This is a genomic window from Streptomyces jeddahensis, assembly GCF_001642995.1.
GTDB classification, from domain to species: Bacteria; Actinomycetota; Actinomycetes; order Streptomycetales; family Streptomycetaceae; genus Streptomyces; species Streptomyces jeddahensis.
The window spans coordinates 48,099-64,706 of sequence record NZ_LOHS01000072.1; the positions used below are offsets into that span (position 1 = coordinate 48,099).

14 protein-coding genes are annotated in these 16,608 nt (G+C 70.5%); 7 read left to right on the forward strand and 7 right to left on the reverse strand.

The window, feature by feature from the left end; translation table 11 throughout:
- Positions 1–125: 125 nt before the first annotated feature.
- Both nhaC and STSP_RS13705 read left to right on the forward strand, forming a co-directional pair.
- On the forward strand, positions 126–1,619 hold the full coding sequence (gene nhaC, locus STSP_RS13700) for a Na+/H+ antiporter NhaC (protein WP_232789626.1): 1,494 nt from the start codon (positions 126–128) through the stop codon (positions 1,617–1,619).
- Positions 1,620–1,756: 137 nt separating this feature from the next.
- A complete protein-coding gene (locus STSP_RS13705) occupies positions 1,757–2,887 on the forward strand; it encodes an isoaspartyl peptidase/L-asparaginase family protein (protein ID WP_078067150.1) in 1,131 nt (376 codons plus the stop codon).
- Between the two features lie 197 nt (positions 2,888–3,084).
- Here the strand turns inward: STSP_RS13705 and STSP_RS13710 are convergent, their stop codons facing one another.
- Positions 3,085–3,483 (reverse strand): ACT domain-containing protein, encoded by a 399-nt coding sequence (locus STSP_RS13710; protein WP_067276928.1) that lies wholly within the window; start codon positions 3,481–3,483, stop codon positions 3,085–3,087.
- Positions 3,484–3,629: 146 nt separating this feature from the next.
- Here STSP_RS13710 and STSP_RS13715 point away from each other — a divergent pair, with 146 nt between their 5' ends.
- Positions 3,630–4,145 (forward strand): SigE family RNA polymerase sigma factor, encoded by a 516-nt coding sequence (locus STSP_RS13715; RefSeq protein WP_067276739.1) that lies wholly within the window; start codon positions 3,630–3,632, stop codon positions 4,143–4,145.
- A 52-nt stretch (positions 4,146–4,197) separates the two neighbouring features.
- The gene (locus STSP_RS13720; RefSeq protein ID WP_067276741.1) at positions 4,198–5,487 is read left to right on the forward strand and encodes a hypothetical protein; all 1,290 of its coding nucleotides are present in this window, start codon (positions 4,198–4,200) and stop codon (positions 5,485–5,487) included.
- Positions 5,488–5,499: 12 nt separating this feature from the next.
- On the opposite strand, the gene STSP_RS13725 is transcribed toward STSP_RS13720, so the two are convergent.
- The gene (locus STSP_RS13725) at positions 5,500–6,888 is read right to left on the reverse strand and encodes an Nramp family divalent metal transporter (protein ID WP_067276744.1); all 1,389 of its coding nucleotides are present in this window, start codon (positions 6,886–6,888) and stop codon (positions 5,500–5,502) included.
- A 145-nt stretch (positions 6,889–7,033) separates the two neighbouring features.
- Here STSP_RS13725 and STSP_RS13730 point away from each other — a divergent pair, with 145 nt between their 5' ends.
- Positions 7,034–8,374 (forward strand): M14 family metallopeptidase, encoded by a 1,341-nt coding sequence (locus STSP_RS13730; RefSeq protein WP_067276746.1) that lies wholly within the window; start codon positions 7,034–7,036, stop codon positions 8,372–8,374.
- A 209-nt stretch (positions 8,375–8,583) separates the two neighbouring features.
- Here the strand turns inward: STSP_RS13730 and STSP_RS13735 are convergent, their stop codons facing one another.
- The 5 genes from STSP_RS13735 to STSP_RS13755 all read right to left on the reverse strand — a co-directional run bounded on the left by STSP_RS13735 (position 8,584) and on the right by STSP_RS13755 (position 13,486).
- Positions 8,584–9,336: a prolipoprotein diacylglyceryl transferase gene (locus tag STSP_RS13735; RefSeq protein ID WP_067276749.1), complete on the reverse strand. Its 753-nt coding sequence runs from the start codon at positions 9,334–9,336 to the stop codon at positions 8,584–8,586.
- Between the two features lie 128 nt (positions 9,337–9,464).
- Positions 9,465–10,973, reverse strand: a complete 1,509-nt coding sequence (locus STSP_RS13740) for a GntP family permease (RefSeq protein WP_067276751.1) — start codon at positions 10,971–10,973, stop codon at positions 9,465–9,467.
- A gap of 166 nt (positions 10,974–11,139) precedes the next feature.
- On the reverse strand, positions 11,140–11,550 hold the full coding sequence (locus STSP_RS13745) for a RidA family protein (protein ID WP_067276754.1): 411 nt from the start codon (positions 11,548–11,550) through the stop codon (positions 11,140–11,142).
- 41 nt (positions 11,551–11,591) lie between these two features.
- Positions 11,592–12,398, reverse strand: a complete 807-nt coding sequence (locus tag STSP_RS13750; protein ID WP_067276756.1) for an IclR family transcriptional regulator — start codon at positions 12,396–12,398, stop codon at positions 11,592–11,594.
- Positions 12,395–13,486, reverse strand: coding sequence for a sugar kinase (locus STSP_RS13755; protein WP_078067151.1), 1,092 nt, complete (start codon positions 13,484–13,486; stop codon positions 12,395–12,397). Before STSP_RS13755 ends, STSP_RS13750 begins: the two co-directional genes overlap by 4 nt.
- Positions 13,487–13,635: 149 nt before the next feature.
- On the opposite strand from STSP_RS13755, the gene STSP_RS13760 reads away from it, so the two are divergent.
- Positions 13,636–14,937 (forward strand): amino acid deaminase, encoded by a 1,302-nt coding sequence (locus STSP_RS13760; RefSeq protein WP_067276758.1) that lies wholly within the window; start codon positions 13,636–13,638, stop codon positions 14,935–14,937.
- Between the two features lie 9 nt (positions 14,938–14,946).
- The gene (locus STSP_RS13765) at positions 14,947–16,581 is read left to right on the forward strand and encodes an N-acyl-D-amino-acid deacylase family protein (protein ID WP_067276761.1); all 1,635 of its coding nucleotides are present in this window, start codon (positions 14,947–14,949) and stop codon (positions 16,579–16,581) included.
- Positions 16,582–16,608 lie beyond the last annotated feature (27 nt).

Below are 16,608 nucleotides of genomic sequence, written 5' to 3' on the forward strand. Positions count from 1 at the left end.
CGTCCGGCGCCGCTGTTCTCCTCCCTTACCGCTCCCCCAATACCCGCCTGCGCTCCCCACGCGCTTCTTTTCCACGCCCTCGTACCCGTCTGCCGGCATGCCCGGCTCCGAGGAGTACCGTCCCCATGTCTGAAATGCCCGTTGTCGACGTCGCGCAGGCGTCGCCACGCCGCCGCCCGCGCCGCACGCCGACGCTGTTCGAGGCGGCCCTGCCCATCGTGCTCATGCTGGCGCTCGTCATCCCCGGCTCGATCTGGCTCAGGCTCAACCCGGTCGTCCTGCTCATAGCCGCGGGCTCGTGCGCCGGGATCATCGCCTGGCGCCTGGGGGTGACGTGGGAGGAGATGCTCCGGGGCATCCGCGAGAAGATCGACTCGGCGATGCCGGCGCTGCTCATCCTCGTCGCCATCGGCATGCTCATCGGCACGTGGACGCTCTGCGGCACCATCCCGATGATCGTGGACTTCGGGCTGCGGGTCATCGAGCCGTCCTGGATCGTGCTGGTGGCGTTCCTCATCACCATGGTGGTCTCCACGATGACGGGCACCTCGTGGGGCTCGGCCGGCACGGTCGGTGTCGCGCTCATGGGCGTCGCCGCCGGGCTCGGGGCGTCCCTGCCGATGACCGCGGGCGCGGTCGTGAGCGGCGCCTACTTCGGCGACAAGATGTCACCGCTGTCCGACACCACCAACCTCGCCCCGGCGGTGGCGGGTTCGACGCTCTTCGAGCACATCCGCCACCTCTTTTACACCACGCTTCCGGCGGCCGGTGTCTCGGCGGTCCTCTACTTCGTCCTCGGCCTGACCCAGGACATCGACGCGCACGCCGCCGCCCGCTCGGACACGCTGGTGACGGCGCTCGACCACGCCTTCGACTTCAACGTCCTGCTCCTGCTGCCGCCCGTGGTGGTGCTGGCGGGCGCGATGATGAAACAGCCGCCGGTGCCGACCATCGTGCTGTCCTCGATGATCGCGGCCGTCCTGGGCATGGCCGTTCAGGGCTTCACGATCCACGACATCAGCGACGCCGCGGCGACGGGCTTCGACGTGACGATGCTGGCCGGGCACGGCGTCGACCCCTCCCAACTGCCCGCCGCCGCCGAAACGTTGCTCAACCGCGGCGGGATGGCCTCCATGGCACAGACCATCCTCATCGGCCTGGTCGGCTTCGCGCTCGCCGGCATCCTCACCGAGGCGGGCTGCATGGACGTACTCATGCACCGCCTGCTGCGGCGAGTGCGCCGCACCGGCGGCATCATCCTGGCCACCGCCATCTCCTCGCTGGGCACGGCGATGGCCATGGGCGTGTCCTACCTGGCGATCCTCATCCCCGGCCAGGCGTTCAAGAACGTCTACCGAGAGCGCGGCCTCGCCGCCAAGAACCTCTCGCGGACGCTGGAGGACTCCGGCACGGTCTTCGTCCCGCTGGTGCCGTGGACCGAGGCGGGAATGTACATGGCCACGACGCTGGGCGTGGCGACGATCGCCTACGCCCCGTACGCCTTCCTCAACTACCTGGGCGCGGTGTTCGCGATCATCTGCGGCTTCACCGGATTCGGCATCGCCCGGATCAAGACGCCCGACAACGCCGCGAAGCAGCCGTCCAAGGCAGTCGTGTGATCGCATCCGCCGACGCAACCGGCAGCGACGCGCCGGGCGGACGGCACGGTAGCCACGCCCCGCATGGGGGGGCTCATGAAACCAATCCGACGGAAACCGACCCCATCTGAAGCAGCGAACCGGAGGAGTACACGCACATGCGACCTTTGAAGCTGATTGTTCCCGCTCTGGCAGCAACCGCGGCGGTGACCGCGGCGCTCGCCGCCCCCCAGGGAGGAGCCTCGGCCTCGGCCACCGAGCGGACCCTGCCCGCCGCCCAGCAGACGGCAGGCAAGACCGGCACGAAGCCCGAGCCGGATGCCGAGGACGTCGTGCTCGCCGTGCACGGCGGCGCCGGAACAGCACTGGACCGCGCCACGACCTCGCCGGAACTCGCCAAGGCGTACCGGGACGGACTCAGCCAGGCCCTGCAAGCGGGGCAGCAGGTCCTCGACCGGGGCGGCAACAGCACCGACGCCGTGCAGGCGGCAGTGGAGCGGCTGGAGGACAATCCGCTGTTCAACGCCGGGAAGGGAGCAGTGTTCAACGCAGACGCAGGGCACGAGCTCGACGCCTCCATCATGCGCGGCACCGACCTGAAGGCGGGAGCCGTGGCCGGGGTGCGCAACGTGCGCAATCCGATCCAGGCGGCCCGCCTCGTGATGGACGAGTCGAAGCACGTGATGCTGGCCGGTGAGGGAGCGGACGACTTCGCCGCGGCGCACGGGCTGAAGATGGTGACGCAGGACTACTACTTCACCCAGGCCCGGTGGGACGCCCTGATGAAGGCGAAGGCCGCGGCGGCGGGCGACACGAGCGCCGCCAAGTCCAAGGAGACATTGGCCGATGAGCAGGCCAAGGGCACGGTCGGCGCGGTCGCGGTCGACCGGGACAAGGACCTGGCGGCGGCGACGTCGACCGGCGGGCTGACCAACAAGCTGCCCGGCCGGGTGGGCGACTCGCCGATCATCGGGGCCGGCACGTACGCGAAGAACGGGACCGTGGCGGCGAGCGCCACCGGCGCGGGCGAGGTGTTCATCCGGGGCGCGGCAACGTCGACGATCTCCAACCTGATCGAGTTCGGGAAGATGAACGTGCCCGAGGCGGCATACCAGGTCATCGTCAAGCGGCTGCCGCAGCTCGGCGGGACCGGCGGAGTGATCGCACTCGGACCCGACGGCACCTTCGACGCCCCCCACAGCAGCCCCGGGATGCTCTACGGCTACCTCACCAAGGACGGCACGATCACGACCAGGATCTTCCCGGACGAATCCCCCGCCAACTCCTGACCGGGCGCTCGGTAGCGGCACCGGGCCGACACTCGGACACGAGCGCCGGGCCCGGGCCGACCGGCACAGCCACGGCTGTCCGTGGCCCGCACGGGCGACGATCCGCCGACCCACGGTCCGGCGCCGTCCGCGGCACGTAAGCGGTGTGCTTGGCGACGCCATCAACGAGTGGCCGTGACCGGCGCCATTCCGTCGGCTCAGGCGGAGCGCCGTGCCAGGTCCTCCAGGACGGCCACCGCCTGGTCGGCGTGCTGGTATGGCACGAACAGGTGGTCGTGGTGGAACCCGGCGACAACGTTGCAGCTCAATCCCGCGTCGGCGAGTTCCCGCGCGACCATGGCGGTCAGCCCAACCGCCTCAAGCGCTGAGTGAATGCGCAACGTGATCCAGCCGGCCACGTAGTCGTACGCCAGCCCCGCCGCGTCCGCCTCTTCCTGCCGTACGACCAGGGTCAGGCCCTCGTCCTCGGCGACGGTGGCCACCCGGGTCACGCCGGAGGGCACACCGTCCTTGACCGTGGTGAATACATAGCGGCCCGCATTCAGCTCCGGACGCATGCCGCTCAACAGTGTCCGCAGGTCGGTCTCGCCAGTCATGATCACCACACTACGCATGCGCTGCGCCGCGTGCGAGGCCGACCGACAGTCGGGGCTCGGTAAGCGTCCACCGGTGATGAAACATTTCCCGGGGCCCAGCGCATCAATGAAGTGAGGCCGGTGCACGGAAACACGGGGGACACAGCATGAGACAGACTCGAGCGGACGACTACGCGGAGTTCGCTGCGGCGCGCGCCGGGCATCTCTACCGGTCCGCCTGTCTGCTCACGGCCGGTGACACCCATCTCGCCGAGGACCTGGTCCAGGAGACGCTCGGCCGCCTGTACGTCAGCTGGCGGCGGGTGTCCCGGGTCGGCAATCCCGCCGGGTACGCCCAGACCGTGCTCACCCGTGTGTTCCTCACCCATCAGAGGCGCCGCAGCAGCACGGAACGCGCCACGGACGTCCTTCCCGACCTCCCCGATCCGCGTACCGCCGATGCCGACACGCCCCTGCGGCTGACCCTCGTCGAGGCGCTGGGCCGGCTGCCCGCCAAGGACCGGGCCGTGGTCGTCCTGCGCTACTGGGAGGACCGCAGCATCGAGGAGACCGCCGAGGCGATGAATGCCAGCTCGGCCGCGGTGCGCACGCGCTGCGTCCGGGCGCTCGCCCAGCTGCGGGTGCTGCTCGGCGACGCCCTCAGCGAGCACGCGGCACCCTGACCGGCCGTACGTTCCTCCCCTTCCGACAACGTTGCAGAGACGGTGGTTCGCCATGCCCGTTGAAGACCACAAGGAAGCCGGCGTCCTCTTCGAGGACCGGCTCGGCGAAGCCCTCCGCCACGCCGGTGGCGGCTTCGAGACCGACCGGAGCGCCCTCGCCGCCGCCGGCGCGGTACGCGGCCGCAGGCTCCTGCTGCGGCGCAGGGCCGCCGTCGCGGGAGGCGTGGCAGCGGTCGCCCTCGTGGGAGTGGGCGGGACGCTGCTCGTGCCCTGGAGCGGCGACGAGGGCGGGCAGTCCGTTGCCTCCGGCCAGCGGGTGACGCCGCCCCGGCCCGCCGAGGACGACGGTGAGGTCTCCGGCGCCGACCTGGTCCGCACCCTCAAGAAGCTGCTTCCCAAGGGGAAGTTCAGCGAGGAGCAGGGCCGGGGCACCGGTGAGAGTGGTCGTGATGGACTGGGGATGCCGTACGCCCAGGTCGTGTACGACGACGGCAAGGGCGCTGCGGCCGTCGGGGTCTCCCTGAACCGGATCGAGCCGGGGAGCGAGCAGGCCCGCGAGTGGACCCGATGCCCGGACAAGAGGCTGGTCTCGTACGACGCCTGCACCGCGAGCACACTGCCCGACGGCTCGGATCTGCTGCTCTTCCAGGGGTACGAGTACCCGGACCGCCGCGTGGACACGAAGCACTGGTACGCGTCGCTCGTCACCCCGCAGGGACACCACATCACGGTGAACGAGTGGAACGCCGAGGCCGAGAAGGACGCGCCGGTCACGAGGGACGAACCGCCCTTGTCCACCGTCGAGTTGACGAAGGTGGTCAGCGCCACGGCCTGGCGTACGGCCGTCGACGCGATCCCCGAGAGCCCCGGGCACTCCGTTGCCCCGAAGCCGTCGGCCACCACCAGCGCGCCTCCGGCTGCCGACGCCGCCTCGGTCGGGACGACTCTCGCCTCGCTGCTCCCCGAGAACCTGAAGGTGACCGCGAAGGGCGGCCAGGAGCCCGAGTACGCCTATGTCGTCGTCAACGACGGCAAGGGCGAGAGCATGGTCCAGATCAACGTGCAGTCGAACATGGGTGAGGCGCTGAGCGGCCACATGGCGGGCGCCGAGAAGCTGCCGGACGGCACGCTCGTGCTGACGCAGGAGGCAGCGGACGAGAAGGGCCGCGCGGGAGTCGTCGTACGGACCGTCGACGTCCTGCGGCCCAACGGCGACCGCGTGGTGATCATGGCTTCGAACGCCGCCGGGCTGCAGGGCGGGGCCACGCGTAAGGCGCCCGCCCTGACGATCGCCCAGCTGAAGAGGATCGCGACCAGTGAGAAGTGGCAGGAGGCCCGATAGAGCCAGGCCTCGTCAGAAGAACTCCGACCACGGCTGGTCCCAGATCTGCTTCACGCACAGGACGACGAAGAGCAGGCCCGCGATCGTCAGCATCGCGTTGCTGAGGATGCCGTTGCGCCATTCGCGGGGGGTACGGGAGGAGTTGAGGAGCCACATCAGGGTGAGGGCGAGGAACGGCATGAAGGCCGCGCCGAGGACGCCGTAGAGGATCACCAGGCGGAAGGGCTGGCCCTGGAAGAGCAGGATGATCGGCGGGAACGTCAGCCAGAGGAGGTAGGCGCGGAAGGGGAGGGACTTCTCGCGGCGGCCCGAGGCCACCTCCTCGCCCGTGACCGCGGCGGCGTCCTTCCTCACCCGCTGTTTGCGGTACCGCTCCACGAAGTCCGCGAACATCAGGCTCACGCCGTGCCACACGCCGATCAGCGATGTGAACGACGTGGCGAAGAAGCCGACCAGGAACAGCTTGGCGGTCGCCGTGCCGTACTCGTCGTCCAGGATCGCGGTGAGGTCGATCAGGCCCTTGTCGCCGCTCGCGATGGCGGTGTGCGAGGCGTGCAGCAGTTCGGCGCCGACGAAGAGCATGGCGATGACGAAGACGCCGGTGGTGATGTACGCGACGCGGTTGTCGAGGCGCATCACCTTCATCCAGCTCGTGTTGGTCCAGCCCTTGGCGTTGACCCAGTAGCCGTACGCGGCAAGCGTGATCGTGCCGCCGACGCCGCCGATCAGGCCGAGCGTGTTGAGGACTGAGTCCTTCTCGTCGGGAAGGACCGGCAGCAGGCCCGCGAAGGCGTCGCCGAGGTTCGGCGTGACGCGGATCGCCAGGTAGACGGTGACGACGAACATGACGCCGACGAGGACCGTCATGACCTTCTCGAAGACCTCGTACTTGTTGAACCAGACAAAGGCCAGGCCGACGAGACCGCAGATGATCGCCCACGGCTTGATCGACCACTCGGCCGGGAACACGTCCGGGAACAGCGCCTGGAGGGGCAGCGCGCTCGACGACATCGCCGCAGCGCCGTACACGAACCCCCAGATCACGACGTAGACGACGAAGAAGGCCGTCGTCCAGCGGCCCAGGCTCGCCCAGCCGTCGAAGAGGGTGCGGCCGGTCGACAGGTGCCAGCGGCCCCCCGCCTCGGCGAGTGAGATCTTGACGATGCAGCCGAGGACGGCGGCCCACAGCAGGGTGTAGCCGAAGTTGCTGCCCGCGACGAGCGTCGCGACGAGGTCGCCGGCGCCGACGCCGGTCGCGGCGACGACGATGCCGGGGCCGATGTACTTCCAACTCGACTTGCGCGGCGGGGAGACCGAGCCGTCGGCTGCGGTACCCGCCCCGTTGCCCTTGTTCGTGTGTTCTTCCGGCCCGGTCCCTGTCGTGTCCCTCGTCTCCGCCATGCGGATCAAGAAAGCGTAAAGAGCACGGCTGCACAAGAGGGCGCGCAGGCCCTATTGACCCGGTCATGCCACACCAGGACGATGTCGCCACACCCGCACCACGTACGTCGCAGTGAGCAAAACCCCCCACTTTTCAGGAGAATTCATGCGACTCCGCATACGCGGAAGGCGGTCGGCGACCCTGGCCGCCTTACTGGCGCTCGCGGCCGGTACCACCCTCACCGTCAGCACCGCGGACGCCTCACCACCGTCCCGGGCGGACAGGACCGTCGCATCCGACGGCGACGTCCGCCAGTACGAGATCCACATGCACTCCAACCGCGTGACGCGCACCGACCTCGCCAGGACCGGCGTCACGATCGACGAGTCCGACGGCCATGTGGTCGTCGTCTCCGCCGACGCGTCGGAGGCGAAGAAGCTCCGCGCGCTCGGCTACGAACTCGACGCGGTGGGCGCGGTTCCCGACCGCACCGGCGCAGCGGGCGTCCAGCCGCTCGACTTCCCCTCGGCCGACTCCAAGTACCACAACTACGCCGAGATGACGGCCGAGATCGACCAGCGCATCGCGCAGTACCCGAGCATCATGAGCAAGCGTGTGATCGGCAAGTCCTACCAGGGCCGCGACATCGTTGCCATCAAGATCAGCGACAACGTGGCCACGGACGAGTCCGAGCCCGAGGTCCTCTTCACGCACCACCAGCACGCGCGCGAGCACCTCACCGTCGAGATGGCGCTGTATCTGCTGAAGGAGTTCGGCGAGGACTACGGCACCGACTCGCGTATCACCAACGCCGTCAACGGCCGCGAGCTCTGGATCATCCCGGACCTCAACCCGGACGGCGGCGAGTACGACATCGCCACCGGCTCCTACCGCAGCTGGCGCAAGAACCGCCAGCCCAACAGCGGTTCGTCGTATGTCGGCACGGACCTCAACCGCAACTGGGCGTACCGGTGGGGCTGCTGCGGCGGTTCGTCCGGCAGCCCGTCGTCCGACACCTACCGCGGCCCGTCGGCCGAGTCCGCGCCCGAGGTGAAGGTCGTCGCCGACTTCGTGCGCAGCCGGGTGGTCGGCGGCACACAGCAGATCAAGGCGGGCATCGACTTCCACACCTACAGCGAGCTGGTGCTCTGGCCGTACGGCTACACGTACTCCGACACCGCCACCGGCATGACCCGGGACGACCGCGACGCCTTCGCCGCGGTCGGCGAGAAGATGGGTGCCAGCAACGGCTACACGGCCGAGCAGTCCAGCGACCTCTACATCACGGACGGCTCGATCGACGACTGGCTGTGGGGCTCGCAGAAGATCTTCGGCTACACCTTCGAGATGTATCCGGCGTCCAGCTCCGGCGGCGGCTTCTACCCGCCCGACGAGGTCATCGACCGGGAGACGTCGCGCAACCGGGACGCGGTGCTGCAGCTGATCGAGAACGCGGACTGCATGTACCGGTCCATCGGGAAGCAAGCGCAGTACTGCGCCGGCTGACGGGTTCGGCGGGGCATCCGGTACGCGGTACGCGGGTGCCCCGTCTCGTCGGGTACGGCGGAGGGGTTCGGTGGGCGGGGTTCTTCCCCCGCCCCGCCCCTTCCCGTAACCAGGGGCCGGCCCCTGGACCCCCGGATCGCCCTGCGGGCTCGTCCTCAAGCTCCCCCAGACTTCGTCCGGGAGGTGCCCCCAGACGGGCTGAATACGAGCTAGGCCTTGGCCTTGGCTTCGTCGTCGGCCTCGACGTCGGCCTCGGCCTCGGCCTCGGCCTCAGGCTCCGGATCCGGCTTGGGCTCGGCCTCGTCATCGAAGTACGCGTCCAGGACCGCGTCGAGCTGGTCCGTCCACTCCTTGATGCGGGTCTTGTCCTTGACCTCGATGTCGGCCGGGTACCAGCGGCGGTCGGGCGTGTGGACCGTGACCGTGAACCAGCGCCCAAAACGCGAGGTCTCGATCTCGACTGCGCCGATCTCGTCCCAGCGGAACTCGCACTCCTGGTCGTCCAGGCGGAGCCGTACCCCGCTGCGATCCGCGGTGATCGAACCGCGGCGGTCGGAGGCCTCGAAGACCGGGCCGCCGTCGCCGGATCCGGCGTCCGCGGCACTGTCGGCATCGCCCTCGCCGGATGCCGCGGGGGCGTCCGGTTCGGCCGGCTCGCCGGTGTCGTCGGAGCCGTCGAACTCCCCGGAGTCCGCGGCTTCCGGGGCCTCCGGCGCGTCGGCGCCGTGGGTGTCGGCGGCGTCCGCGGTGCCGGAGTCCTCATCGTCCGCCGTCGCGGCGGCGTTCTCCTCGGCGACGTCGGCGACGGCGTCCCGGGGCTCCGTCTCCGGCGCGGTGTCCGCCGGTGACACCGTCTCGTCCGGATCGGCGGCGAGGCGGGGAGGCGTGATGCCGGGGACGTACGCCGGGTCGGTCGCGGCGGCGAGTACGGGCTGGATGTTCGGACCTCTGCGCTGCTCCACGGCGGCAGTATGGACGACGACCCTGTGCCCGCGGTGCCCGACCCCCCGATTGCCCCGGGGGAAGAGTCCCGGCTGTTCCGGTACGGCCCGAACTGCCGGACCGGAACAGCCGGTTACCCACACCGCGCCTACACGAACACGCTCAGCACCGCCGCCACCGCGAAACCGGCCAGCGACAGGACGGACTCCAGCACCGTCCAGGACTTCAGCGTGTCCCGCTCGGAGATCCCGAAGTACTTAGCGACGATCCAGAAGCCGCCGTCGTTGACGTGCGAGGCGAAGATCGAGCCCGCCGAGATGGCCATGATGACCAGGGCGACGAAGGGCTGCGAGTGGTCGCCCGCCTCGATGAGGGGCCAGACGATGCCCGCCGTGGTGACGATCGCGACCGTGGCCGAGCCCTGGGCGACGCGCAGGACCAGCGAGATCAGATAGGCCAGGACGATGATCGGCAGCCCGATGTCGCTGAAGGTGTCGGACAGCGCCTGGGCGACACCGCTGCCCTTGAGGACCGCGCCGAAGATCCCGCCGGCGCCGACCACGAGCAGGATGTTGCCGACCGGCTTCAGGGACGAAGTCGACACCCGCTCCAGGGACTTGCGGGACCAGCCGCGGCGGATGCCCAGCAGGTAGTACGCCATGAACAGGGCGATGGTCAGCGCCACGAACGGGTTGCCGAAGAACTCGATGACCGAGCGGCCCGTGGAGGGGTCGAAGGCGATCGAGGAGAAGGTGGCGGCCAGGATCAGCACCAGCGGGGTGCCGATGATCAGGAAGACGGTGCTGAGCGGGACGGGCTTCTCCGGAGCGGTGCGGCCCGGGGCCGCCTGCTCGGCGACGACCGCGGCCTTGGCCTCGTCGGCGGCCTCGACCATGTCCTGCGGGACGGGTACGAAGATGCGGTTGCCGATCCAGGCGGAGTACGCCCAGGCGGCGAGCACGGCCGGGATGCCGCAGACGATGCCCATGAGGATGACCCAGCCGAGGTCCACCTTGAGCAGGCCCGCGGCGGCGACCGGGCCGGGGTGCGGCGGCAGGAACGCGTGGGTCATCGACAGACCGGCGAGCAGCGGCATGCAGTACAGCAGGATCGACTTGCCGGAGCGCTTGGCCGCCGCGTAGACGATCGGTGCGAGGACGAAGATGCCGACGTCGAAGAAGACCGGGATACCGAAGATCAGACCGGTGAGGCCCATGGCGAGCGGCGCGCGCTTCTCGCCGAAGAGGTTCAGCAGCCGGGAGGACAGTACCTCCGCACCGCCGCTGACCTCGAGGATCGCGCCGAGCATCGTGCCGAGGCCGATGATGATCGCCACGTGGCCGAGGATGCCGCCCATGCCGGACTCGATGAGCGAGACGGCGTCGGACTTCTGGACGGTGCCGAAGAGTTCGGTGACGGACAGACCGGCCGCGAGGCCGACGGCTATGGAGACGGCGAGCAGCGCGACGAACGGCTGCAGCCTGACCTTGATGATCAGGAAGAGCAGCAGGAGGATGCCGAGGGCCGCGACCGTGAGCAGGCCCGCGGTTCCGTCGACGAGGGCGAGGAGACCGCCGGTGTGGGGTGGCGTCTCGGCGGGGGCGGACGCTGCGAGTGGGGACGCGCCCGCAGCGAGCAGGGGGAAGGACAGGGACATGGAGGGGGGCCTCGTAATTCCATAGGGCTTTCGGGCAGGGGGGATCGCGGCACGGCGCCCCAGGGGTGGGCGCCGTGCCGTGATGTACGGCGTGCGGGGAGTTGATGGGCGTCAGCAGCCTGCGGGTCAGCGTCGAATGACGGGGACGGTGACGCGGTGAGGGGTGTCAGCCGAGGACGGCCAGCGCGTCGATCTCGATGAGCAGGCCCTTGGGGAGGCCGACGTAGACGGTCGTACGGGCGGCCGGGGGCTGCTTCAGCCCCTGCTCCTCGAAGTAGGCGTTGTAGATCTCGTTCATCTCCGCGAAGTGGTCGACGTCCGTGAGGTAGACGCGCATCATCATCACGTCGTCCCAGGTGGCGCCGCCCTCTTCCAGGACCGCCTTGACGTTGGCGAAGGTCTGCAGCGTCTGCTCGCGCAGGGTCGGTCCTGCGGGCTTGGGGGCCTCGCCCTCGACGGCCGAGAGGAAGCCGACCTGGCCGGCGACCTGAAGAATGTTGCCCTTCTTGACTCCGTGCGAGAACTTGGCGGGCGGGGTGGTGTGGGTGGCCGGGGTGAGGGCGGTCTTCTCGGTCATGTCGCTCATTTCTCTTACGGGGCTTACAGAGCTCTCGAGGCTCACGGGGCTTTGTGGGCCGGGGTGTGCGGGGCCCGGGTGTGCGGGGCCGGGGTGTCCCTCGCGGGGGCACCACCCGAGTACTCGCGGCTGATGGCGTCGGCGGTGCGGCGCACCAGCGGGAGCAGTGTGAGGAGTTCCTCGGCGGTGACGACGACGTTCGGCGCGGAGACGGACATGGCGGCGATGACGCGCCCGTCCGCACCGCGGATGGGCGCCGCGACGCAGTTGATGGACTCCTCGTGGCCACCGAGGTCGGTGGCCCAGCCCTGTTCGCGTACGGTCGCCAGCTCCTTGAGGAAGGCGGCGGCGTTCGGGATCGAACGGGCCGTGTACATGGGGTAGTCGAGCTTCTCGGCGAGCGCGCGCCGCTCGCCCTCGGGAAGGTCGGCGAGGATCAGCTTGGCGACGGCGGCGACCGTGATGGCGACCGGCTTGCCGATACGCGAGTACATGCGCACCGGGTAGCGGCTCTCGACCTTGTCGATGTAGAGGACCTCGTTCTCCTCGTACACGGCGAGGTGCACGGTGTGCCCGCACTTCTCGTTGAGGTCGACGAGGTAGGGGTGGGCGATCTCCCGTATGTCGAGGTTCTCGACGGCCTCCTGGGCGAGGGCGAAGAGGCGGGCGCCGAGGCGGTAGCGCTGGTCGGCCTGGCGGTGGACGAGGCCGTGCTCGTGCAGGGTGCGGAGGAGCCGCAGCGCGGTGGACTTGTGGACGCCGAGGCGGTCGGCGACCTGTCCGAGGTCGGCGGGGCCCTCGGCGAGCAAGGGCAGGATGCTCAGCGCGCGGTCGACGGTCTGGCTCATGGGATGCGTACCTCCTCCGTGGCCACCGTCTCGTGCACGTCCTCGGTGACGGCGTCCGTCCAGCCGGGGCCCAGTCGCAGTGTCCCCCACGCGTCGTCGTCGAGGGCGGCCAGGCGGTCGGCGTGGTTCCGGGCCGGTGGGGTGCCGAGGTCGCCGGGCACGGTGAGGGCGGCGGCGGCCATGAGGTGGCCGTGCCGGAGGCGGTCGCGTACGGGGAGGCCGCGCAGCGTGGCAGAGAGGAACCCGGCCGCGAAGGCGTCGCCCGCGCCGACCGGCGCCACGACGTCCACGCGCAGGGCCGGCACGAAGGTGACGGTGCCGTCCTGCTCGAAGACGGTGGCGCCCTCCGCGCCCTTCTTGACGACCAGCGTGGACGGCTCCGGGAGCGCCGCGCGGACCGCGGCCGGGCCTCCGGTGACACCCCAGGCGGCGTGCGCCTCGTCCTCGCCGACGAAGACGAGGTCGCTGCCGCGGGCCAGGCCGCGCAGGATCTCGCCGGCCTCGGCGGGGTCGCGCCACAGGTTCAGGCGGTGGTTGACGTCGAAGGAGACGAGCGGGCGCCCCGGGCGGCGCGCCGTCAGCTCGCGCAGCAGGCCGCGGCAGTCGCCGGAGAGCGCGGCCGTGATCCCGGAGAGGTGGAGGACGCGACCCGAGCGGATCGCGTCCAGGTCCATGGTGTCCGCCGCCATGGCGGAGGCTGCGGACCCCGTCCGGTAGTACGCCACCTCATGGTCGTCGGTGGCCCGGTCCCCCGCCGTACGGAAGTAGATGCCCGTCGGGCGCGCGGGGTCGCGTCGTACGGCGGAGGTGTCGACGCCGTACGACGCGATCGCCTCCACCAGGTGGTCACCGAAGCCGTCGTCGCCGACGCGGCTCACCCACTTCACGGAGTGCCCGGCGGCGGCGAGCATGCACGCGACGTTGGACTCCGCACCCCCGATGCCCCGGTCGAACGACGGTACGTCGGCGAGGCGGCCCGGCCGGGAGGGCAGGAACGTGACCATGGACTCGCCGAGCGTGACCACGTCCACGGCGTTCGTGACGTTCGTCGTGTCGCGTTCGGCACTGGGCGGTCCGGTGGGGGTCACGATGGCGGTGGCTCCTCGTTGCTCGCGGGTCTCAGCGGCTCCGTTGACCCGGCGTCGGCTCGGATGTTAGACAGCAGTAAGCGAAATACGCAATGGCCGTTGCAGATGTTGCAATGAATGCTCGATACGGTACTCCCCCAGGAGGGTCCATGGCCGCCGACAGCCCCATCGAGAAGCCGGCCGGGGGTTCCTCCCAGGCGCTCCAGGCGCTGGTGGAGGAACGGGTCGACCACCGTTTCAAGGGTCTCCCGCCGGACGCGGAGGGCCTGACCGTCGGCGAGCTCGCGGCCCAGCGCCGCAACCTCTTCACGGGCGGTTTCATCACTCCGGTGCTCTGCCTCTCCGCCGAGCGCCTGGAGCACAACCTCGCGCTCATGGAGACGTACGCGACCCGCCACGGCCTGGCGTTCGCACCGCACGGCAAGACCTCGATGGCGCCCCAGCTGTTCGCCCGCCAGATCGAGCGCGGCGCGTGGGGCATCACGCTCGCCGTGCCGCACCAGGTGCGCGTGGCGCGCGCGTTCGGCGTCCAGCGGGTCTTCCTGGCGAACGAGCTGGTGGACGCGGCGGCACTGAAGTGGATCGCGGCGCAGCTCGCCGCCGACCCGTCCTTCCGCTTCGTCTGCTACGTCGACTCCGTCCGCGGCGTCGAGCTGATGGACGCCGCGCTGCGCGGAACCTCGCGCCCCGTGGACGTCGTCATCGAACTCGCGGCCGGCGACGGCGCCCGTACCGGCGTCCGTACGGAGGCGGAGTGCGCGGCGGTCGCCGACGCGGTGGCCGCCGCCGGGACGCTGCGTCTGGTCGGTGTCGCGGGCTACGAGGGGGAGGTGCCGGGGGCCGACCCCGAGCGGGTGCGCGCCTGGCTGCGCCGGCTCGTCGCCCTGGCCGTCGACTTCGACAAGGCGGGGCGCTTCGCGGACGCCGGGGAGATCGTGGTGAGCGCGGGCGGCAGCGCCTGGTTCGACGCGGTCGCCGACGTGTTCGCGGAGATCCCGGAACTCTCCCAGCCGGTCCTGAAGTTGCTGCGCTCGGGCGCGTACGTCTCGCACGACGACGGCCACTACAAGCACCTGACGCCCTTCAACCGGGTCCCCGAGGAGGGCACCCTGGAGCCCGCCTTCCGCCTCTGGGCCCAGGTGGTGTCACGACCGTCGGCGGAGCAGGCGTTCGTCAACGCGGGCAAGCGGGACGCGGCGTACGACCTGGACCTGCCCTTCGCGCAGGTCGTACGCCGGGACGGCACCGAGCGCCCCGCCACGGGTGTCTCGGTCACCGCCCTGTCCGACCAGCACGCCTGGCTGCGCACGACCCCGGAGGCCGACGTGGAGGTCGGCGACTGGGTCGGCCTGGGCCTGTCCCATCCGTGCACGTCGTTCGACAAGTGGCAGCTGATCCCGGTGGCGGAAGCCGACGGGACGGTCGTCGACTACATCCGTACGTTCTTCTAGGGGGCCGCAGTGGATCTCGTCATCCGTGACGCGGACGTCGTGGACGGCACCGGCGCGCCCTCGTACCGCGCCGATGTGGTCGTCGACGACGGCAGGATCGTGTCGATCGTCAAGGAGGCCGCGGCGGCCGGCTGCCAGCGGCCCACCGCCCGCAGAGAGGTGGACGCCGAGGGGCTCGTCCTCTCCCCCGGCTTCATCGACATGCACGCCCACAGCGACCTCGCCCTCCTCCGCGACCCGGACCACAGCGCGAAGGCCGCCCAGGGCGTGACCCTCGAGGTCATCGGCCAGGACGGCCTGTCGTACGCACCCGTCGACGACCGCACCCTCGCCGAGGTCCGCACCGCCATCGCCGGCTGGAACGGCGGCGGCCCCGGGGACGACAGCATCGACTTCACCTGGCGCTCGGTCGGCGAGTACCTGGACCGCCTCGACCACGGCTTCGACGGCGAGGGCATCGCCGTCAACGCGGCGTATCTGATCCCCCAGGGCACGGTCCGTATGCTCGCCGTCGGCTGGGACGACCGCGAGGCGACACCCGCCGAGCTGGACCGCATGCGGCAGCTGGTCGCCGAGGGCATGGAGCAGGGCGCCGTCGGCATGTCGTCCGGCCTCACCTACACGCCGGGCATGTACGCCAAGGACTCCGAACTCGCCGAGCTGTGCCGGGCCGTGGCGGCGCACGGCGGCTACTACTGCCCGCACCACCGCTCGTACGGCGCGGGCGCCCTCGAGGCGTACGCGGAGATGGTGGAGCTGACCCGCACCGCCGGCTGCCCCCTCCATCTCGCCCACGCCACCATGAACTTCGGCGTGAACAAGGGCCGCGCGCCCGAGCTCCTGGCCCTCCTCGACGACGCGCTCGACGCCGGCGCGGACATCAGCCTGGACACGTATCCGTACACCCCTGGCTGTACGACGCTCGTGGCGATGCTGCCGAGCTGGGCGAGCGAGGGCGGCCCGGAGGCGGTCCTCGCGCGTCTGAAGGACGACGCGACGGCCGAGCGGATACGCCACCACCTGGAGGTCGTCGGTTCGGACGGCTGCCACGGCGTGCCCATCGAGTGGGACACGATCGAGATCTCGGGCGTCTCCCAGCCGGGGCTCACGTCGTACGTGGGCAGGACGGTCCAGGAGTCGGCGGACGAGCGCGGCGAGGACCCCTGGGTCACCGCCCGCCGCCTGCTCGTCGAGGATCGCCTCGGCTCGACGATCCTGCAGCACGTGGGCCACGAGGAGAACGTGCAGGCGATCATGCGGCACCGCGTCCACACCGGCGGCTCGGACGGGATCCTGCAGGGCGACAAGCCGCATCCGCGCGCGTACGGCACGTTCCCGCAGTATCTCGGCCGGTACGTACGGGAGTTGGGCGTCCTCTCCCTCGAGGAGTGCGTCGCGCATCTCACCGGCCGTCCCGCTGCCCGCCTCCGGCTCCCCGACCGGGGCCTTGTCCGCGAGGGCTACCGTGCCGACCTGGTCCTTTTCGATCCGGACACGGTCGCGGCGGGGTCGACGTTCGAGGCCCCGCGGGTGCTCCCGACGGGCATCCCGCATGTCCTGATCGACGGCCGTTTCGTGATCGAGGACGGACGGCGCACCGGCGCCCTCGCGGGGCGCGCGGTCCGCGGTGCCGGGGCACGGTGAGCGTACGCCCCGCCCGCCCCCGCCCTG